The organism is Pseudomonas sp. RW407, from assembly GCF_003176655.1.
In the GTDB taxonomy this organism is placed as follows: Bacteria; Pseudomonadota; Gammaproteobacteria; order Pseudomonadales; family Pseudomonadaceae; genus Pseudomonas; species Pseudomonas delhiensis.
The window spans coordinates 375,989-392,580 of sequence record NZ_QGSL01000088.1; the positions used below are offsets into that span (position 1 = coordinate 375,989).

At 65.5% G+C, this 16,592-nt stretch carries 24 protein-coding genes and 1 pseudogene; 7 read left to right on the forward strand and 18 right to left on the reverse strand.

The features are described 5' to 3' along the window. The first annotated feature begins 96 nt into the window (after nt 1–96). From fghA to rpoS, 7 genes are all read left to right on the forward strand, one after another. Nucleotides 97–945 carry an S-formylglutathione hydrolase gene (fghA, locus tag DK254_RS08275; RefSeq protein WP_089394575.1) on the forward strand — a complete coding sequence of 283 codons (849 nt, stop codon included), beginning with the start codon at nt 97–99 and terminating at the stop codon, nt 943–945. A gap of 56 nt (nt 946–1,001) precedes the next feature. Further along, nucleotides 1,002–1,475 (forward strand): 2-C-methyl-D-erythritol 2,4-cyclodiphosphate synthase, encoded by a 474-nt coding sequence (ispF, locus tag DK254_RS08280; RefSeq protein ID WP_109933389.1) that lies wholly within the window; start codon nt 1,002–1,004, stop codon nt 1,473–1,475. After that, nucleotides 1,472–2,530, forward strand: a complete 1,059-nt coding sequence (truD, locus tag DK254_RS08285) for a tRNA pseudouridine(13) synthase TruD (protein WP_109933390.1) — start codon at nt 1,472–1,474, stop codon at nt 2,528–2,530. Before ispF ends, truD begins: the two co-directional genes overlap by 4 nt. Next, nucleotides 2,518–3,276 carry a 5'/3'-nucleotidase SurE gene (gene surE / locus DK254_RS08290; protein ID WP_109933391.1) on the forward strand — a complete coding sequence of 253 codons (759 nt, stop codon included), beginning with the start codon at nt 2,518–2,520 and terminating at the stop codon, nt 3,274–3,276. The genes truD and surE overlap by 13 nt, the downstream gene beginning before the upstream one ends. Before the next feature lie 22 nt (nt 3,277–3,298). After that, on the forward strand, nt 3,299–3,934 hold the full coding sequence (locus tag DK254_RS08295) for a protein-L-isoaspartate(D-aspartate) O-methyltransferase (RefSeq protein ID WP_099049128.1): 636 nt from the start codon (nt 3,299–3,301) through the stop codon (nt 3,932–3,934). 65 nt (nt 3,935–3,999) lie between these two features. Continuing rightward, nucleotides 4,000–4,878 (forward strand): peptidoglycan DD-metalloendopeptidase family protein, encoded by an 879-nt coding sequence (locus DK254_RS08300; RefSeq protein ID WP_109933392.1) that lies wholly within the window; start codon nt 4,000–4,002, stop codon nt 4,876–4,878. Between the two features lie 95 nt (nt 4,879–4,973). Further along, the gene (gene rpoS / locus DK254_RS08305) at nt 4,974–5,975 is read left to right on the forward strand and encodes an RNA polymerase sigma factor RpoS (protein ID WP_009616703.1); all 1,002 of its coding nucleotides are present in this window, start codon (nt 4,974–4,976) and stop codon (nt 5,973–5,975) included. Between the two features lie 747 nt (nt 5,976–6,722). Here rpoS and fdxA read toward each other — a convergent pair. The 18 genes and pseudogenes from fdxA to DK254_RS08395 form a co-directional block, all read right to left on the reverse strand. Further along, entirely contained in the window at nt 6,723–7,046 is a 324-nt protein-coding gene (gene fdxA / locus DK254_RS08310) for a ferredoxin FdxA (protein ID WP_074985513.1), read from the reverse strand. A gap of 66 nt (nt 7,047–7,112) precedes the next feature. After that, the gene (mutS, locus tag DK254_RS08315) at nt 7,113–9,713 is read right to left on the reverse strand and encodes a DNA mismatch repair protein MutS (protein WP_177412036.1); all 2,601 of its coding nucleotides are present in this window, start codon (nt 9,711–9,713) and stop codon (nt 7,113–7,115) included. 19 nt (nt 9,714–9,732) lie between these two features. Further along, a complete protein-coding gene (locus tag DK254_RS08320; RefSeq protein ID WP_109933394.1) occupies nt 9,733–10,713 on the reverse strand; it encodes a tyrosine-type recombinase/integrase in 981 nt (326 codons plus the stop codon). A 10-nt stretch (nt 10,714–10,723) separates the two neighbouring features. Continuing rightward, nucleotides 10,724–10,927, reverse strand: coding sequence for a DUF4224 domain-containing protein (locus tag DK254_RS08325; RefSeq protein WP_109933395.1), 204 nt, complete (start codon nt 10,925–10,927; stop codon nt 10,724–10,726). 46 nt (nt 10,928–10,973) lie between these two features. Then, on the reverse strand, nt 10,974–11,138 hold the full coding sequence (locus tag DK254_RS34115) for a hypothetical protein (protein WP_158546407.1): 165 nt from the start codon (nt 11,136–11,138) through the stop codon (nt 10,974–10,976). After that, nucleotides 11,135–11,662 (reverse strand): hypothetical protein, encoded by a 528-nt coding sequence (locus DK254_RS08330; protein WP_109933396.1) that lies wholly within the window; start codon nt 11,660–11,662, stop codon nt 11,135–11,137. The genes DK254_RS34115 and DK254_RS08330 overlap by 4 nt, the downstream gene beginning before the upstream one ends. Then, nucleotides 11,659–11,928 (reverse strand): hypothetical protein, encoded by a 270-nt coding sequence (locus DK254_RS08335; RefSeq protein WP_109933397.1) that lies wholly within the window; start codon nt 11,926–11,928, stop codon nt 11,659–11,661. Before DK254_RS08335 ends, DK254_RS08330 begins: the two co-directional genes overlap by 4 nt. A 40-nt stretch (nt 11,929–11,968) precedes the next feature. Further along, entirely contained in the window at nt 11,969–12,193 is a 225-nt protein-coding gene (locus DK254_RS08340) for a hypothetical protein (RefSeq protein ID WP_109933398.1), read from the reverse strand. Beyond that, a complete protein-coding gene (locus DK254_RS08345) occupies nt 12,186–12,572 on the reverse strand; it encodes an HNH endonuclease (RefSeq protein WP_109933399.1) in 387 nt (128 codons plus the stop codon). The genes DK254_RS08340 and DK254_RS08345 overlap by 8 nt, the downstream gene beginning before the upstream one ends. Beyond that, nucleotides 12,544–12,948, reverse strand: a complete 405-nt coding sequence (locus DK254_RS08350; RefSeq protein ID WP_109933400.1) for a hypothetical protein — start codon at nt 12,946–12,948, stop codon at nt 12,544–12,546. Before DK254_RS08350 ends, DK254_RS08345 begins: the two co-directional genes overlap by 29 nt. Beyond that, on the reverse strand, nt 12,941–13,309 hold the full coding sequence (locus tag DK254_RS08355) for a Lar family restriction alleviation protein (RefSeq protein ID WP_109933401.1): 369 nt from the start codon (nt 13,307–13,309) through the stop codon (nt 12,941–12,943). Before DK254_RS08355 ends, DK254_RS08350 begins: the two co-directional genes overlap by 8 nt. Before the next feature lie 2 nt (nt 13,310–13,311). Continuing rightward, nucleotides 13,312–14,409, reverse strand: a complete 1,098-nt coding sequence (locus DK254_RS08360; protein ID WP_109933402.1) for a hypothetical protein — start codon at nt 14,407–14,409, stop codon at nt 13,312–13,314. Between the two features lie 4 nt (nt 14,410–14,413). Beyond that, nucleotides 14,414–14,788, reverse strand: coding sequence for a hypothetical protein (locus tag DK254_RS08365; RefSeq protein WP_109933403.1), 375 nt, complete (start codon nt 14,786–14,788; stop codon nt 14,414–14,416). A 3-nt stretch (nt 14,789–14,791) separates the two neighbouring features. Beyond that, complete coding sequence (locus tag DK254_RS08370) at nt 14,792–14,989, reverse strand: hypothetical protein (RefSeq protein ID WP_109933404.1); 198 nt, start codon at nt 14,987–14,989, stop codon at nt 14,792–14,794. An 11-nt stretch (nt 14,990–15,000) separates the two neighbouring features. Beyond that, nucleotides 15,001–15,348: pseudogene (locus DK254_RS08375) on the reverse strand (DNA cytosine methyltransferase); the annotation flags it as partial. After that, nucleotides 15,345–15,725: a hypothetical protein gene (locus tag DK254_RS08380; protein WP_109933406.1), complete on the reverse strand. Its 381-nt coding sequence runs from the start codon at nt 15,723–15,725 to the stop codon at nt 15,345–15,347. The gene DK254_RS08380 and the pseudogene DK254_RS08375, both read right to left, overlap by 4 nt. Nucleotides 15,726–15,927: 202 nt before the next feature. Further along, nucleotides 15,928–16,242, reverse strand: a complete 315-nt coding sequence (locus DK254_RS08390; RefSeq protein ID WP_109933408.1) for a hypothetical protein — start codon at nt 16,240–16,242, stop codon at nt 15,928–15,930. Continuing rightward, on the reverse strand, nt 16,242–16,505 hold the full coding sequence (locus DK254_RS08395; protein WP_109933409.1) for a hypothetical protein: 264 nt from the start codon (nt 16,503–16,505) through the stop codon (nt 16,242–16,244). The genes DK254_RS08390 and DK254_RS08395 overlap by 1 nt, the downstream gene beginning before the upstream one ends. Between the last annotated feature and the right edge of the window lie 87 nt (nt 16,506–16,592).

Sequence of the window (16,592 nt, forward strand, 5' to 3'; positions counted from 1 at the left end):
AGCTGATGCACGAAGGCAAGAGCATTCGCTCCGTCATCCACTACTGATCGAGCCGCCGGGGCCACGGCCCCGGCTTCACGACACAAGGAGACTGCCATGACGGAATCCATCGAACTGCTCAGCAGCCAGAAGAGCTTCGGCGGCTGGCACCAGCGCTACCGCCACCATTCCCCGACGCTCGGCTGCGACATGGTGTTCGCCATCTACCTGCCGCCCCAGGCCGAGCCCGAGGCCGGCCTGCCGGTGCTCTACTGGCTGTCGGGGCTGACCTGCACCGACGAGAACTTCATGCAGAAGGCCGGCGCCCAGCGCCTGGCCGCCGAGCTGGGCCTGGTGATAGTGGCGCCGGACACCAGCCCGCGCGGCCCCGAGGTGCCCGGCGACGCGGAAGGCGCCTGGGACTTCGGACTGGGCGCGGGCTTCTACCTCAACGCCACCCAGCAGCCCTGGGCGCGCAACTACCGCATGCACGACTACGTGGTGCACGAGCTGCCGGCGCTGATCGAGGACAACTTCCCGGTCTCCGCCCGCCGCGGCATCGCCGGCCACTCCATGGGCGGCCACGGCGCGCTGGTCTGCGCGCTGCGCAACCCGGGGCGCTACCAGTCGCTGTCGGCCTTCGCGCCCATCAGCCATCCCAGCGACTGCCCTTGGGGCCAGAAGGCCTTCGGCCGCTACCTGGGCGAGGACCGCAAGGCCTGGGCCGAATGGGACGCCTGCGAGCTGCTGGCCGGCGCCGGCGAGCGCCTGCCGATCCTGGTGGACCAGGGCGAGCGCGACGACTTCCTCGCCACCCAGCTCAAGCCCGAGGCCCTGCGCCAGGCGGCGGAAGCGGCGGGGCACCCGCTGGAGCTGCGCCTGCACCCGGGCTACGACCACAGCTACTACTTCATCGCCAGCTTCATCGACGACCACCTGCGCCACCATGCGCGGGCGCTGTCCTGAAGGCGCCGCGGCTTTCCGGTAGAATCGACGCCCTGACTGACTCAGGGCGTTTTTCTATGCGTATCGGCCATGGCTACGACGTGCACCGCTTCGGCGAGGGCGACTTCATCACCCTCGGCGGCGTGCGCATTCCCCACAAGTTCGGGCTCATCGCCCACTCCGACGGCGACGTGCTGCTGCACGCGCTGAGCGACGCGCTGCTCGGCGCCTGCGCCCTGGGCGACATCGGCAAGCATTTCCCGGACACCGACCCACGCTTCAAGGGCGCCGACAGCCGTGCGCTGCTGCGCCACGTGGTGACCCTGGTGCACGAGAAGGGCCATGTGATCGGCAACGTCGACGCCACCATCATCGCCCAGGCGCCGAAGATGGCGCCGCACATCGAGGCCATGCGCGCCGCCATCGCCGAGGACCTGCAGGTCGATATCGAACAGGTCAACGTCAAGGCCACCACCACCGAGAAGCTCGGTTTCACCGGGCGCGAGGAAGGCATCGCGGTGCACGCCGTCGCCCTGCTGGTCCGTCCATGACCGAACTGGAGCTGCTGGGCCCGCGCGCCCATGGCGAGCCCTGCGGCCGCGTGGTGCTCAAGGCGGTGGCCGAGGACTTCCAGGTCGACGAGGTGCTGGACATCCCGCTGTCCGGCGAGGGCGAGCACCTCTGGCTGTGGGTGGAGAAGCGCGGGCTGAACACCGAGGAGGCCGCGCGCCGCCTGGCCCGTGCGGCCGGTGTGTCGCAGCGGCTGATCAGCTACGCCGGGCTCAAGGACCGCCAGGCCCTGACGCGCCAGTGGTTCAGCCTGCACCTGCCGGGCAAGGCCGACCCCGACCTGGCAGCGGCCGAGGACGACAGCCTGCGCATCCTCAAGCGCATCCGCCACCAGCGCAAGCTGCAGCGCGGCGCCCATGCGGCCAACGGCTTCACCCTGCGCCTGACGCAGTTGCAGGGTGAGCACGAGGCACTCGACGAGCGGCTGCGGTGTATCGCTGCCGAGGGCGTGCCCAACTATTTCGGCAGCCAGCGCTTCGGCTTCGACGGCGGCAACGTCGTGGATGCCCGCAGCTGCGCCGAGCAAGGCATCCTGCCCGGGCAGCGCAACCTGCGTTCGCGCCTGCTCTCGGCCGGGCGCAGCTACCTGTTCAACCGGGTGCTGGCGCGACGGGTGGCCGACGGCAGCTGGAACCGCGCCCAGGTCGGCGACCTGCTGGCCTTCACCGACAGCCGCAGTTTCTTCCCGGCGGGCCAGGCGGAATGCGACGACCCGCGCCTGGCCGCCCTCGACCTGCACCCCACCGGGCCGCTCTGGGGCCAGGGCGCCTCGCCGGCCGGCGGCGCCAGCGGCGAGCTGGAAAATATCGTGGGGGCCGCGGAGGTGGCGCTTTGCCAGTGGCTGGGCAATGCTGACCTGGCGCACGAACGGCGCATCCTGCGCCTCCCCATCCAGGCCCTGGCATGGCATTATCCGGCCCCTGACATTCTGCAACTGGAATTCGTCCTGCCGGCAGGCTGCTTCGCCACCGTCGTCGTGCGCGAGCTGGTCGAGCTGGTACCGGCAGGGCAAACGGAAAACCCATGCGCATACTGATTGCCAACGACGACGGGGTGAACGCACCCGGTATCGCCGCGCTTTACGACGCGCTGAGCGAAGATGCCGAATGCGTGGTGGTCGCTCCCGAACAGGATCGCAGCGGCGCCAGCAGCTCGCTGACCCTGGACCGGCCGCTGCACGCGCAGCGGCTGAGCAATGGATTCATCGGCATCGACGGCACGCCGACCGACTGCGTGCACCTGGGCCTCAACGGCCTGCTGGAGACGCTGCCGGACATGGTCGTCTCGGGCATCAACCTGGGCGCCAACCTGGGCGACGACGTGCTCTATTCCGGCACCGTGGCCGCCGCCATCGAGGGCCGCTTCCTGGCGCGCCCGGCGTTCGCCTTCTCGCTGCTCTCGCGCCAGCCGGACAACCTCTACAGCGCCATGCACTTCGCCCGCCTGCTGGTGCAGAACCACGAGCGGCTCGAGCTGCCGCCGCGCACCGTGCTCAACGTCAACATCCCGAACCTGCCGCTGGAGCGCATCCGCGGCATCCAGCTGACCCGCCTGGGCCATCGCAAGCGCGCCGCGGCGCCGGTCCGGGTGGTCAACCCGCGGGGGCGCGAAGGCTACTGGATCGCGGCGGCCGGCGACGCCGAGGACGGCGGCGAGGGCACCGACTTCCATGCGGTGATGCAGGGCTACGTCTCGGTCACGCCGCTGCAACTGGACCGAACCTTCCGCGAGGCGTTCAATGGACTGCAGGACTGGATCGGAGGGCTGGACCATGGCCGATGAACTGAGTCGCCGCGGTATCGGCATGACTTCCCAGCGTACCCGCGAACGGCTGATCCAGCGCCTGTACGAGGAAGGCCTGTCCAACGCCCGGGTGCTCGAGGTGATCCGCCGCACGCCGCGCCACCTGTTCGTCGACGAGGCGCTGTCGCACCGCGCCTACGAGGATACGGCGCTGCCCATCGGCCACAATCAGACCATCTCGCAACCCTTCATGGTGGCGCGGATGACCGAGCTGCTGCTGGCCGCCGGCCCCCTGGACAAGGTACTGGAGATCGGCACCGGCTCCGGCTACCAGACCGCGGTGCTGGCGCAACTGGTCGAGCGGGTGTTCTCCGTCGAGCGGATTCAGGCGCTGCAGGACCGCGCCAAGGAGCGACTTGCGGAGCTAAACCTGAGAAATGTTGTCTTTCGCTGGGGGGATGGCTGGGAAGGCTGGTCGGCGCTGGCACCGTACAACGGTATCATCGTCACCGCGGCAGCCGCCGAGGTCCCGCAGGCGCTGCTCGACCAGCTGGCGCCGGGCGGGCGCCTGGTGATCCCGGTGGGCAGCGGCGAAGTGCAGCAACTGATGCTGATCGAGCGCACCGGCGACGGATTCGACCGGCGCGTGCTGGACTCGGTGCGCTTCGTTCCCCTGCTCAACGGCCCCCTGGGCTGAGCGGCGGCGGGAGCGCCGTCGCACGGCCAGGGGGAGCATAACGGCGAGATGCCGGCACATATTCGATGGATAAGGGGGAAGGGGTGAGCCCTATCGCGGCCCAGAAACAATGGATCTGGATTCGGAGCGGCGTCCGCTTGCTGCTGGCGGCAGCATTCTGTTCCCTGCTCGCGGCCTGCGCATCCTCCTCCGGGGGCAAGGTCAAGGTGGTCGACCGCAACCAGGCCGACCGCACGCCGGCGACCACCAGCGGCCAGTACGTGGTGCGCCGCGGCGACACCCTGTACTCCATCGCCTTCCGCTACGGCTGGGACTGGAAGGCCCTGGCCGCGCACAACAACATCCCGCCGCCCTACACCATCCGCCCGGGGCAGGCCATTCGCTTCGGCGGTGCCGGCTCCAGTACGGCGGCACAGCCGGTGGTCGCCAAAACCGCGCCGTCCGTCGTGCCAGTGGTGGCCGGCAAGCCCACCGCCGGTTCTCCGGCACCGGCCAAGCCCGCGCCCGCGGCCACCGTCAGCAATACGACACCCCCCGCCAGCAGTGCTCCTTCCCAGGCTTCGGGCAAGGGCGCGGAGGGCTGGATGTGGCCGACCAATGGCACTTTGATAGGCCGCTTTGCATCAAACGGCAGTTTGAATAAAGGGATTGATATAGCCGGGCAATTGGGCCAGCCTGTCCTGGCTGCGTCGAATGGCACGGTTGTGTACGCCGGTAGTGGTTTGCGGGGCTACGGCGAACTCGTGATCATCAAGCACAGCGATACCTACGTGAGTGCCTACGGCCACAACCGCAGGCTGCTCGTTCGGGAAGGGCAACAGGTCAAAGTCGGGCAGAGCATTGCCGAGATGGGCTCCACAGGCACGGACCGGGTGAAGCTGCACTTCGAGATTCGCCGTCAGGGCAAACCCGTGGACCCCTTGCAATACCTGCCACCTCGTTGATCGACCGCCGCATCCCGCGTGGGTGAGCGGGCTTGGACGTCCCAAGGATATGGATTCGTCCGGGCTTGTTGTCGAACTCAGCAAGGGATAACGACATGGCACTCAAAAAAGAAGGGCCGGAGTTTGACGTGGATGACGAGCTGCTGCTTCTGGAGCCCGCCATCACATTCGACGAGTCACTTGCCGAAGAGCAGGTCTCACTTCAGGTCACCGGCAAGGCAAGCTCGCTGTCATCGAAGCAGCACAAGCACATCGATTACAGCCGCGCGCTGGATGCCACCCAGCTCTACCTCAACGAAATCGGTTTTTCCCCCCTGCTGACTCCCGAGGAGGAGGTCCACTTCGCGCGGCTCGCGCAAAGGGGCGATCCCGCCGGGCGTCGGCGCATGATCGAAAGCAACCTGCGCCTGGTGGTGAAGATCGCCCGGCGCTACGTCAACCGCGGCCTGTCCCTGCTCGACCTGATCGAGGAAGGCAACCTGGGGTTGATCCGGGCGGTGGAGAAGTTCGATCCGGAACGGGGTTTCCGCTTCTCCACCTACGCGACGTGGTGGATTCGCCAGACCATCGAACGGGCCATCATGAACCAGACCCGCACCATCCGCCTGCCGATCCACGTGGTCAAGGAACTCAACGTCTACCTGCGCGCGGCCCGCGAGCTGACGCACAAGCTGGACCACGAGCCGTCCCCCGAGGAAATCGCCAACCTGCTGGAGAAGCCGGTCGACGAGGTCAAGCGCATGCTCGGCCTCAACGAGCGGGTGACTTCGGTGGACGTGTCCCTCGGCCCGGATTCGGACAAGACGCTGCTGGACACCCTGACCGACGACCGTCCCACCGACCCCTGCGAACTGCTGCAGGATGACGACCTGAGCCAGAGCATCGACCAGTGGCTGTCCGAGCTGACCGACAAGCAGCGCGAGGTGGTGATACGCCGCTTCGGCCTGCGCGGCCACGAAAGCAGCACCCTGGAAGAAGTCGGCCAGGAAATCGGCCTGACCCGCGAGCGGGTGCGGCAGATCCAGGTCGAGGCGCTCAAGCGCCTGCGGGAAATCCTGGAGAAGAACGGTCTGTCGAGCGACGCGCTATTCCAGTAAGGCACCACCCGTAGCGAAAAAAGCCCGGAGCATCCCTCCGGGCTTTTTCGTCTGTGGCGTACCTGCCGCGGTTCGCGCGCAGGGCGTGCTCGTGAATGCAGCGTAGGAGCGGACTCCGTCCGCGATTCCGTCGGCAAGGCCGGCGCCTGATCCGGCACGGCGATGGGTATCGCTTCGCTCGACCCATCCTACGAGGAGCGCTCCATACCTCCTCGCTGAAGCCGCATTGTAGGGCGCATAACGCCTACGGCGTTATCCGCCATTGTCCGCCGGTGTTGCGGCTAACGGCGGATAACCGCGAACGGTTATACGCCCAACGGAATTCCCGTTTCCCTGCCCGTTGGAGCAGGCGAGACAGCACTTTTTAAGTTTGGTTTTGTAAGCCATCGCTTACATATGCTGTGAGCCTTTGACGATTCGGCCTGCCGGCCAGGGGCTCTTTTTCCTGGTTTTTATAGCTAACTTATTGAATAAAAAGGATTTTATTTTTGACTGCACTCGACCTGCACATCGCCGGGTGCGACCCGCAGCCGCTTGCGGCGTTCGTACGGATGGCTAATATCACTCCTGCGTACAGGGAATGACGCAGGCCGACAGGGATGCCGGTCGGGACGTCGCGGGATGCGACTCATCAGGATGATGGGGTAGGGAAAAAAGGGCGGGCCATCCCGCCCCTTTTTTTGCCTGCGAAAAAGTGCCATCACAGATGGTACAAGGCCCGCGCTAGGCGGGCCTTGGAGGAAGCGGTCAACGCTCCAGGTGCTTGAGCTTGTCGGCGACGCCGTCCCACTCTTCCGCGTCCGGCAGCGAATCCTTCTTCTCGGTGATGTTCGGCCACACCTCGGCCAGATCCTTGTTCAGCTCGATGAATTCCTGCATGTTCTCCGGCACTTCGTCTTCGGAGAAGATCGCCTGGGCCGGGCATTCCGGTTCGCAGAGCGCGCAGTCGATGCACTCATCCGGGTGAATGACCAGGAAGTTCGGGCCTTCGTAGAAGCAGTCCACCGGGCAGACTTCCACGCAGTCGGTGTATTTGCACTTGATGCAGTTGTCGGTGACGACGAAGGTCATTTTCTAGTTCTCTCCTCAGGCGGGCGGCTAAGCGCGCGCGATTCTAGCAGCTTGTTCCGCTATCCGTCAGATTCGCGTCTTCCATGCATATAACAAATCGAGCGCCTGGCGTGGGCTCAGGTCATCGGGTTTGAGGCGTGCGAGCTCGTCGATCAGCGGGTGCGGCAGGCTGGCGAACAGGTCGCTCTGCATCGGCGCGGTGGGCTTGCCGGCCTCCTGGCGGGGCGCCTCGTGGGGCAGGCTGGTGGTCTCCAGGCGTGCCAGGTGCTCGCGGGCGCGCAGGATCACCGGGCCGGGCACGCCGGCCAGCTGCGCCACCGCCAGACCGTAGCTCTGGCTCGCCGGGCCGGGCAGCACGTGGTGCAGGAAGACGATGCGCTCGTTGTGCTCGGTGGCGTTCAGGTGCACGTTGGCCACCACCGGCTCGCTCTCCGGCAGCACGGTCAGCTCGAAGTAGTGGGTGGCGAACAGGGTGAAGGCGCGCAGGTGCGCCAGGTGCTCGGCGGCGGACCAGGCCAGCGACAGGCCGTCGAAGGTGCTGGTGCCGCGGCCCACTTCGTCCATCAGCACCAGGCTGCGGTCGGTGGCGTTGTGCAGGATGTTGGCGGTTTCGCTCATTTCCACCATGAAGGTGGAACGGCCGCCGGCGAGGTCGTCGGAGGAGCCGATACGGGTGAAGATGCGATCCACCAGCGACAGCTCGCAGCGCGCCGCCGGGACGAAGCTGCCGATATGCGCCAGCAGCACAATCAGTGCCGTTTGCCGCATATAGGTGGATTTACCGCCCATGTTCGGACCGGTGATCACCAGCATGCGGGTGTCTTCGTCAAGCTTCAGGTCGTTGGCCACGAAGGGCGTTTCCAGCACCTGCTCCACCACCGGGTGGCGGCCCTGCTCGATGAGGATGCCCGACTCCTCGACGAAGCGCGGGCGGTTCAGGTCGAGGTTCAGCGCGCGCTCGGCCAGGTTGGCCAGCACGTCCAGTTCGGCCAGGGCGGCGGCGGTGTCCTGCAGCGGCGCCAGCTGGGCGATCAGCAGTTCCACCAGTTCCTCGTAGAGCTGCTTCTCCCGCGCCAGGGCGCGGCTCTGGGCGGACAGCGCCTTGTCCTCGAAGGCCTTCAGCTCCGGGGTGATGAAGCGTTCGGCGCCTTTCAGCGTCTGCCGCCGCTGGTAGTCGGCCGGCGCCTGCTCGGCCTGCATGCGCGGCAGCTCGATGTAGTAGCCGTGGATGCGGTTGTAGCCGACCTTCAGGCCCGACAGCCCGGTACGTTCCTTCTCGCGGATCTCCAGGTCCATCAGGTACTGGCCGGCGTTCTCGCTGAGGGTCTGCAGCTCGTCCAGCTCGGCATCGTAGCCGCGCTTGATGACGCCGCCGTCGCGGATCACCGCCGGCGGGTTGTCGATGATCGCCCGGGCCAGCAGCTCGGCCAGTTCCGGGTAGGTGCGGATGCTCGCGGCCAGCTCGCCCAGGTGCGGGGCCTCCAGCTCGGTCATGCCGCGCTGCAGCTCCGGCAGGGCGGCCAGGGCGTCGCGCAGGCGCGCCAGGTCGCGCGGGCGGGCGTTGCGCAGACCGATACGGGCGAGGATGCGCTCGACGTCACCGATTTCCTTCAGCTGTGGCTGCAGGGTCTCGAAGCGGTAGCGTTCCAGCAGGCAGGCGATCGACTCCTGGCGCGCCTCCAGCACGGCGCGGTCGCGCAGCGGGCGGTTCAGCCAGCGGGTCAGCAGGCGGCTGCCCATGGCGGTCTGGCAACGGTCCACCACCGATTGCAGGGTGTTGTCGCGGCCGCCGGAGAGGTTGGTGTCCAGCTCCAGGTTGCGGCGGCTGGCGCCGTCGAGGATGACGGTGTCGTCCAGGCGCTCGTGGCGCAGGCTGCGCAGGTGCGGCAGGGCGGTGCGCTGGGTTTCCTTGGCGTAGGCCAGCAGGCAGCCGGCGGCGCCGATGGCCAGGGTCAGGTCCTGGCAGCCGAAGCCCTTCAGGTCCTGGGTGGCGAACTGCTGGCAGAGGCTCTTGAACGCCGAGTCGCGGTCGAAGTCCCAGGGCGCGCGGCGGCGCACGCCGCGGCGCTTCTCCGCCGGCAGGCCGGCGGGCCAGTCGTCGGGGATCAGCAGTTCCGCGGGGTTCAGGCGCTCGAGCTCGGCCAGCAGGGTTTCCCAGCCGCGGATTTCCTGGACGCTGAAACGGCCGCTGGTGATGTCCAGCACCGCCAGGCCGAACAGCCGCTCGTCGCCGAGCAGGGCCGCCAGCAGGTTGTCGCGGCGCTCGTCGAGCAGTGCCTCGTCGCTGACCGTGCCGGGGGTGATGATGCGCACCACCTGGCGTTCCACCGGGCCCTTGCTGGTAGCCGGGTCGCCGATCTGCTCGCAGATCGCCACCGACTCGCCGAGCTTGACCAGCTTGGCCAGGTAGCCCTCCACGGCATGGAAGGGAATGCCGGCCATGGGAATGGGCGTGCCGGCGGACTGGCCGCGGGTGGTGAGGGTGATGTCGAGCAGCTTGGCAGCCTTCTTGGCGTCCTCGTAGAACAGCTCGTAGAAGTCGCCCATGCGGTAGAACAGCAGTTGTTCCGGATGCTGTCTCTTCAGCTTCCAGTACTGTTGCATCATCGGGGTGTGAGCCGCGAGCCCATCGCCATTGGGCTCCGGGAAGGTCTGTCTTTTTGACATAGGGGTATTTGTCTAATACTCAGCGCACTTTGATGGGCATTGTCGGGGCCTGAGCGATCTTCGGCAACCGCCCGCGGAGGTATCGCGCCGTCATCTTAGGATCGGAATGGCCGCCAAGGGTTTGGGCGTTCTTGCCTTCCTTGTCGGCATCCGTCAAGGACTTCGCCCTGATGTCGTGGATGGTAACGTCGGTGATACCCGTCCTCTCGCGCAGCACTCTGAAGGCCATCTTCACCGTGGCGTAGCTGACGGGCTTGCCGGCGCGCGAGCAGAACAGCGTGAGGGTGCGGACCTTTCGTGGCAGCGCCTTTGCCCGGGCAATCACCTCTTCGAGGTCTGGCGTCATGGCCACTATGAGCTTGGCGCCAGTCTTCTGCTGGGTGAACGCCACGCCATCCGGGGAGATGTCACTCAGGTGGATGGACAGCACGTCGCTGATGCGCTGGCCGGTCAGGTAAGCCATTTCGAGGATGCACCTGATGTAAGGGCTGGCCGCATTGAGCAAAGCCGCGAACTCCCCGTCCGTGATGTAGCGATCGCGCCTTCCCTCCTCGTGGCGGCTAACCCCAACGCAGGGGTTCGAGTCCACCTCCTGCCACTCCAGCCCATAGCCGAAGATGATCCGGGCAACGGACAGAATCCGGTTACACATGTTTGGCGTGTCTACCAGGTCCGCCTTCACCGCCGCGATGTGCTTCGGCATGACCTGCTTCGGGTTGAACTCGGCGAAGATATCCTTCAGGCGCTCCGCCGCCGCTTCATACTGCAGCACGGTGTTGGCCGCCAGCTTCTTCTTTTTGAAGTGGTACTTCGTGGCTCGGTCGATCAGGTCCGGCATGCCTCCCTGAGTTGCCTGCGACATTTTGCGGGCATACTCCAGAAGCGATTCCTGGTAGTCCTCGCCTAGGCGCAACCACTTTCCTTTTCGCACCAGGTAGTAGGCCCCGTGCTTGTGGTACATGCATTGCGGCAAGTGCCGGTCCTTCTTTCTCGGGCGCATGCCTCCCTCCTCACGAGCCCGTCAAGCGCAGGCGCGGCTCTTTCTTTTGCTGCTGATTTGATCCTAGCCGGGAAAGCACAACCTCCCGCAGAACCTTGGGGCGACCATCGGCGCCGACCACGTAGCCGAAACGATGCTCGTCGAGCCAGCGAATTTGCGCGCTGGCACGGGTGCGCCCGGTCAGGTCGGCCACTTCTTCAGGTGTCATGAACATGGCAATACCTCATCGCGCCGCTGGTGCGGCGATGGTGGAATGGTGATCAGAACTTGGGCTGCAGGTAGAACCAGCGACCGCGGATGAACTCGGCGCGCTCGGCCCGAGAAGGCCAGCGCTGGCCGATGGCGCCGCACTTGCTGCAGCGGATGTGCAGGGGTGTCGTGAAGGTCCAGACGTGGCGGCCTGGAGGGCAGGGTGGCTCGCTCATCTCCCGCCTCCTTCCAGGGCTGCGTCGATAATCCGGTCGATCTCGTCGCAATGGTCGTAGATGTCATTCGGGTGGCTGCCGTTCTTCACGCCGCTGACCATGTTCACGAGGTCGCGGGTGAGAGGACGGATGTTTCCATCCACTTCGGCATGCACGGCCTGGAGGGCAACCTGCATCTGCTCAATCCGCTCCTTCATGAGCCATATCTTGTTCTCGTGCAGGTGCTGCCATGCCTGAAGAGCTGCATCTTGCTCGCCGATCCAGTGAGTGGCATCGTCCTTCAGCCATTCATCGAACGACTCGTAAACGATCTCCTTGAACCACTTCTTGTAGTGCTCGGCTATTTCTTGCTGTCGCACTTCAAGCCTTCGCAGCCGCTCAACCTCGGCAATCAGCCAGAGGATGGCCTGGGGGTTAGCAGCGCTGCGGAACTCAGTGATGGCCGCCGAGTGTTCAAGACTGGGGGTTCCGTGCAGTGCAGAAGCCCGTTCCGCCAACTCCTTCAGCTTGGTGAGGTCGGTCATGGCCGAATCTCCAGGGCACCCTTGAGCAGCCAGCGGGCCAGACGCTCACGCCATGTCATATACCGGGACTTGCCGCGCGCATTGGTTATCAGAAGACCAGGGAAGTCCTCGGACACGCGCACCGCATGCCTGTCTAGAGCGTGCGACGCCTCATGCAGGACGTGCTTCGCCTCGGCCTCATGCTTCGGTCCGTTGTAGCTAAGGCACTGGGCGGCACCCTGGCACTTGCTGGCCAGTTCGGATTCATAGGAAATTTCGTCAGGCATGGCAATGCCTCCCATATGGGTGTGCGGTTAAGGGGACGGGTTAGCGCTGGAGAAGTGCCGCGGCGATCACCATAGGCTCGGCGTGCCCCGCGAGGCCTTCCTCGTCGGCGTCGATCACGGCGTCGTAGAGCTGTTGCAGAACGGAGCGCGGCACCAGCACCTGGTCGTCTGGAATAGCCAATTCCGCAGGGCGCCCGCCATGTGGGGAGCACATTCCGGGCGTCTGACAGTGCATCATGGTCTTGCGACAGATCAGCTCAGCCATGGCCGCCTTCCTCCTTGCGCTCGAAGTAGAACACAACCGCCGCGCCAGTCTCCTGGATCAGACCGTATGCCTTGGCCAGGCGATAGATCGGGTGGTAGGCGTTCAGGCTGTTGACGTGACCTCCGAGCCATTCCCGCCAGGCTTCCAGTGGCATGCTTCCCTTGCTGATATTGCAGGGCGGGCAGGCAGGCATCATGTTGTCCATCCGATGGCGTTCCGGCCGCTCGGCCGGCTTCACCTTCTCGCAGCCACCCCAATTGCGCACGACCGGTTCGTAGTGATCGGCGTGCCAGCGCTCGGGCAGCTCGCAACCGCAGTACGCGCACAGGCCACCGAACTTCTCCCGCAGCTCAGCGCGCTGCGCCTTGGTCAGTTTCATGACCGGCCTCCTTCCCTTCGTCGATCAGGGCGCTCGGCATGATTGTGTCCAGCGCATCACGACAGGACGGCAGGCCGTTGGCAGCTGAGTCGTGGAGATCGATGTTCAGATGTCCGAGCATCAGGCGGTTCACGTTGTGATTGACGATCACCTGCCACCGATAGGTCGTGCCGTACTTGGCATTCAGGGCGGAATTCAACTGGTCGAGCCGGTCGAGCCGTGCCTTGTCCTTGCGCAGGGCTGCGATTTCCTCAATGAGCGCCTTGTTCTCGGCTTCGAGCTTGGCGTAGCTGCCCGACTCGCGTACCTCATAGCCAAGCTCAGAAAGTCGGTTCAGGATCGTTGTGGCGATACGATTTCCATGCTGCTCATTCATCGCACACCCCGTCGCACCATGCGTGGTCAATTCCGTCCCCCTCCGCCGGCTGAGGCGCAGCGGCGAGCATGGCATCCCAGCAAACCCCAGCGTAGACGTACAAGGACTGACTCCCGTTGCGCTGGGCCTCGGCCATGGCATTCATGCCGGCTTGCAGCATGGCTTCGGTCGGTTTCTCCGGCACCTGCCCAGCCTGGGCGACCGGGGCTCGCGCGTTCCACTTCGCAGCCACATCCGGTTCGTTGGCGCCGAGCATTTCGAAGTCGCAGTTTTCGCACTCAGCGGCCCAGCCCTTCTTAGCGAAGCGGTAGCAAATAGGCTTCGCACCGCAGAACGGGCACGGTTTCAGTTCTATGCTCATTTTTATTTATCCTTTTCAGGCTGGGCGGCCGGGGCGGCGTAGAGCGCCATTCCGTCCTTGATATGCGGATCACCTACAAGCTGCACGACAGGATCCCCGTCGATTCGGTACAGCAGACAGAACGGCCCCTGCTGCTCCATCGCTGCCAGCCTGGCCTGGGCGGCGTCGCGCTCGGCTGACAGCTTGAGAATTTCATCGGCAAGAATCCCGACACATGCAAGCCGTGCGGCATCGATGCGCTTATGCTGGGCGATGGTCATCAGCGGCTCTCGGCGTACAACGCTGGCCTGCGGACCGTACTCCTTTTGCAGTCCCTCCTCCGACATGGCGGACAAGGCCGGCGTGACGCGGATGCCGCCCTGATCGCGGTCGCGCCATTCGTTCAGGAACGCCACCACCTCTGGCCGCTCCAGTTCCAGCTCCGGTGCGGTGGATAAGCGGCTGGCGAGCGCATGGCGCAACAAATTCACTGCGCCGCACGAACCTCGGTCGTCGCCATTGCATCGAGCAATGAAGTCGTCAATCTCATCGAGTGCTTGCTGAATCTCGTCTTGATTCGGGCAGCCGATTACAGGAGGGTTTGCGCCAGAGCAATCACCGCCGCAGCGCTCGCAGCCCAGCTCCGGCACCGGGGAGGGTTGCGCCAGGGCGGCGCGGGCTTGCCATGCCATCCAGCGTCCCTTCAATGGCTCGCCGCCGGGCCATTGCATGCGGTGCCATGCCTCAAACGCCTCCCGCTCCCCCTGCGCGCCCTCTGCCTGCTGCCGCACAGATGCCGCAATTTCCTCGCACGCATCGGCCCAAGCATCCCCCTCCAGGTTCTCCAGCCAGTCGCAGGCGTCGCTCTGCCGGCCGGCGAGGCCGGCGCCGCTGTACAGCATCACTGCCTTGCGCGCCTGGATATCGGCATAGGCCTCGATCACGTCACGAATATACTCGCGGTCGTCCGGCAGGTAGCCGGCGAGCATTTCCTCAAGGGCGATGGTGGTGCCGTGCTTCGGGAGCCGGATGGATTCCAGCGCGCCCGGGCTGTTCCAGTGGCATTGGGCAGCAGTGTGCCCTCCCGCACCGCAGAGGGTGCAGGCTTGTTGTTCGGTCATGATGTCAGGCCTCGAAGTCAGCGGCGCTCAGTACGTAGGGGATGGAGTTCTTCACCCGGTAGAAGGGCGGATGGGAGCAGTGCTTGCGCATCCATTCCTTCAGCAGCTGATCCAGTTCTGCTTCTGCCTCCTTGCTGACGTCAGGCCAGCCATCGGCGTGGTCGCCCGCATCGTCGTAGGCGCGCTCGCCGATCAGCCCGATGACGTCGTCAGCGTCGATGTAGCTGGAAGGGTCAGGCGTGACGGCTTCACCCCGGAAAACGACATCACCAGGCTTCAGCTCGTCGTTGTCGTTGAGCAGTTCTGCCAGCTCGAAGCAGGTGAAGTCCTCATCATTGGCCGACCAGCATTCACCGGTCCGGGTCTGTTGTTCGGTCATGGCTTATTCCTTGGCGGGGTATATGCGGGTGTCGCGCTCGCCCTGCGCGGCGGCGATAGCGGCCTGGTGGAGCTGGCGGGCGTATTCGTGCATCTGGTCGGGGTAGAGCAGGGCGCCCAGGCGGGGCAGTCCGCTGACTTCGGCGATGGGGTTGCCCTGCTGGTCGAGGCGGTGCTCGACGGTCAACTGGATGGGTTGCATTGTGCGGGCTCCTTTCCATTGGCTGTTCGAACATAGTCAGCTGCATCGAGGATCTCCACGTACTTGATGGTGAGGGCGCCGCGCGGGTCGACTAAACCTTCCCGCATGCCGGCGACGCTGAAGGCCTGGCACGGGGTTCCGGCAATGAACACTGGCGGCGCCGGGATTGCACCGGACAGGATGCGCCCGACCAGCTTGGTCATGTCGCCGTGGTTGGGTACCTGCGGGTGGCGGTGTGCCAGGACAGCCGAGGGGAACGGCTCGATCTCGGCGAACCACTTCGCCTCAAACCCAAGCGACTCCCAGGCAACGCTCGCGGCTTCAATGCCGCTGCACATCGACGCGAATTCGGTAGTCATGCCGCGCTCCGATTCGGCTGCGCGCCGTAGGGCATCCACCCGATCTTCGGCGCCTTGGTCTTCTTGTCGATGATGGGGTTTCCCTTCTCATCGGTGAGGGTGACGCGCGCCTTGATGTGCATGTCCCGGCACTTCAGGGTGCGCCGCGCCAGGTGGATGAAGTCGTCGGCGTACTGAGGCGAGTCGAACAGGGGGCTGAGCTGCTTGGTCTTCGTGCTCTCCATGATCTCGTCGGCGCGCTTCTCGCAGAGCGCGAGCCATTCGGTCATGGGGATACCGAATTCGCCGAGCGGGGTTTTCCTGGTGATCTTCACGGTCTTCCTGGCCTCTTCCAAGGCCACATCCCGGGTCATTCCGAATACGGCGAAGGTACTCATAGGGACACCCACTTGTTGGATTGGTCGTAGTAGCCGCGCCAGTGCTGGTAGCTGAAGCGGAGCGTTCCCGGGGAGCACAGCCAGGCCATGTTCAGCGGGCCGCCCTGCAGCAGGTAGGGAACCTTTCGAGACGAGATGCGAGGCCGGCGAAGCCTCGGTCGCGCCAATGAGACGCGCTTGATTCGCGGGATTGTCGTGAGCTTCATTGGTCCTCCCTGTCGAGGGCAGCGGCTTCGCGCCGCCCCTCTTGCTCGAGCCTGCGCGCCACGCTTTCGCTGATCGTGATTTCGTGGCGCGGGATGGCGAGGAACTGCGCGGCGCCCTCCGGGCCCAGGGCGTGGACGTTGAGAACCAGCAACTGCACGGCCTCGGCCTTCTGCTCGATGTCGGCCCAGCGCATCAGGTCGTCCAGCTTGGCGAGTACGCCGGGGCGAACCCGATGCCGCAGCTCCTCCTCGCCGACCTCGGCGCGCTTCGCTGCGGCCTTGGCGGAGCGCTCCTGTTGCGTCTTGGCCATCAGCCTTCCATCCCGATGTCATCACGGGCCCGCTGCTCCAGTTCGCGGGCCCACTCGCAGGCCGCGCCGTGGGTGCGGCGGAAGCCGCGCACCTTGCCGGTGGCGCTCTCGACGATGTGGAAGAATCCGCGGCCGACCGGCTTCACCTGGTACAGCGGCACCTCGACGGCCAGGCGGCGGCGGATGGCGAACGCATCGCGCGCGGCGGCGGTCTGGCGGAGCAGGTCGGCCAGCGGCTGCTGGCGGGGGATCAGCTGTTGCATGGCGTTTTCCTCGGTTGGGTGGCTTCCTTTCGGCAGCACTCGATCGCGCGGCTGGTCGCCGGTGGGCTCCGCGGGGAGTGCTGTCGG

What these genes read in the sequence shown, in the direction of transcription:
- DK254_RS08300 (WP_109933392.1), top strand. Translation starts at nt 4,000, where the DNA reads ATGGATAAGGGGGAAGGGGTGAGCCCTATCGCGGCCCAGAAACAATGG.
- DK254_RS08335 (WP_109933397.1), bottom strand. Translation starts at nt 11,928, where the DNA reads ATGCCTGACGAAATTTCCTATGAATCCGAACTGGCCAGCAAGTGCCAG.
- DK254_RS08365 (WP_109933403.1), bottom strand. Translation starts at nt 14,788, where the DNA reads ATGACCGAACAACAGACCCGGACCGGTGAATGCTGGTCGGCCAATGAT.
- DK254_RS08390 (WP_109933408.1), bottom strand. Translation starts at nt 16,242, where the DNA reads ATGGCCAAGACGCAACAGGAGCGCTCCGCCAAGGCCGCAGCGAAGCGC.
- DK254_RS08350 (WP_109933400.1), bottom strand. Translation starts at nt 12,948, where the DNA reads ATGAATGAGCAGCATGGAAATCGTATCGCCACAACGATCCTGAACCGA.
- surE (WP_109933391.1), top strand. Translation starts at nt 2,518, where the DNA reads ATGCGCATACTGATTGCCAACGACGACGGGGTGAACGCACCCGGTATC.
- DK254_RS08340 (WP_109933398.1), bottom strand. Translation starts at nt 12,193, where the DNA reads ATGGCTGAGCTGATCTGTCGCAAGACCATGATGCACTGTCAGACGCCC.
- DK254_RS08345 (WP_109933399.1), bottom strand. Translation starts at nt 12,572, where the DNA reads ATGAAACTGACCAAGGCGCAGCGCGCTGAGCTGCGGGAGAAGTTCGGT.
- DK254_RS08355 (WP_109933401.1), bottom strand. Translation starts at nt 13,309, where the DNA reads ATGAGCATAGAACTGAAACCGTGCCCGTTCTGCGGTGCGAAGCCTATT.
- mutS (WP_177412036.1), bottom strand. Translation starts at nt 9,713, where the DNA reads ATGTCAAAAAGACAGACCTTCCCGGAGCCCAATGGCGATGGGCTCGCG.
- rpoS (WP_009616703.1), top strand. Translation starts at nt 4,974, where the DNA reads ATGGCACTCAAAAAAGAAGGGCCGGAGTTTGACGTGGATGACGAGCTG.
- DK254_RS08330 (WP_109933396.1), bottom strand. Translation starts at nt 11,662, where the DNA reads ATGACCGACCTCACCAAGCTGAAGGAGTTGGCGGAACGGGCTTCTGCA.
- ispF (WP_109933389.1), top strand. Translation starts at nt 1,002, where the DNA reads ATGCGTATCGGCCATGGCTACGACGTGCACCGCTTCGGCGAGGGCGAC.
- fdxA (WP_074985513.1), bottom strand. Translation starts at nt 7,046, where the DNA reads ATGACCTTCGTCGTCACCGACAACTGCATCAAGTGCAAATACACCGAC.
- DK254_RS08320 (WP_109933394.1), bottom strand. Translation starts at nt 10,713, where the DNA reads ATGCGCCCGAGAAAGAAGGACCGGCACTTGCCGCAATGCATGTACCAC.
- DK254_RS08370 (WP_109933404.1), bottom strand. Translation starts at nt 14,989, where the DNA reads ATGCAACCCATCCAGTTGACCGTCGAGCACCGCCTCGACCAGCAGGGC.
- DK254_RS08295 (WP_099049128.1), top strand. Translation starts at nt 3,299, where the DNA reads ATGACTTCCCAGCGTACCCGCGAACGGCTGATCCAGCGCCTGTACGAG.
- DK254_RS08325 (WP_109933395.1), bottom strand. Translation starts at nt 10,927, where the DNA reads ATGTTCATGACACCTGAAGAAGTGGCCGACCTGACCGGGCGCACCCGT.
- DK254_RS08380 (WP_109933406.1), bottom strand. Translation starts at nt 15,725, where the DNA reads ATGAGTACCTTCGCCGTATTCGGAATGACCCGGGATGTGGCCTTGGAA.
- DK254_RS08395 (WP_109933409.1), bottom strand. Translation starts at nt 16,505, where the DNA reads ATGCAACAGCTGATCCCCCGCCAGCAGCCGCTGGCCGACCTGCTCCGC.
- DK254_RS34115 (WP_158546407.1), bottom strand. Translation starts at nt 11,138, where the DNA reads ATGAGCGAGCCACCCTGCCCTCCAGGCCGCCACGTCTGGACCTTCACG.
- truD (WP_109933390.1), top strand. Translation starts at nt 1,472, where the DNA reads ATGACCGAACTGGAGCTGCTGGGCCCGCGCGCCCATGGCGAGCCCTGC.
- fghA (WP_089394575.1), top strand. Translation starts at nt 97, where the DNA reads ATGACGGAATCCATCGAACTGCTCAGCAGCCAGAAGAGCTTCGGCGGC.
- DK254_RS08360 (WP_109933402.1), bottom strand. Translation starts at nt 14,409, where the DNA reads ATGACCGAACAACAAGCCTGCACCCTCTGCGGTGCGGGAGGGCACACT.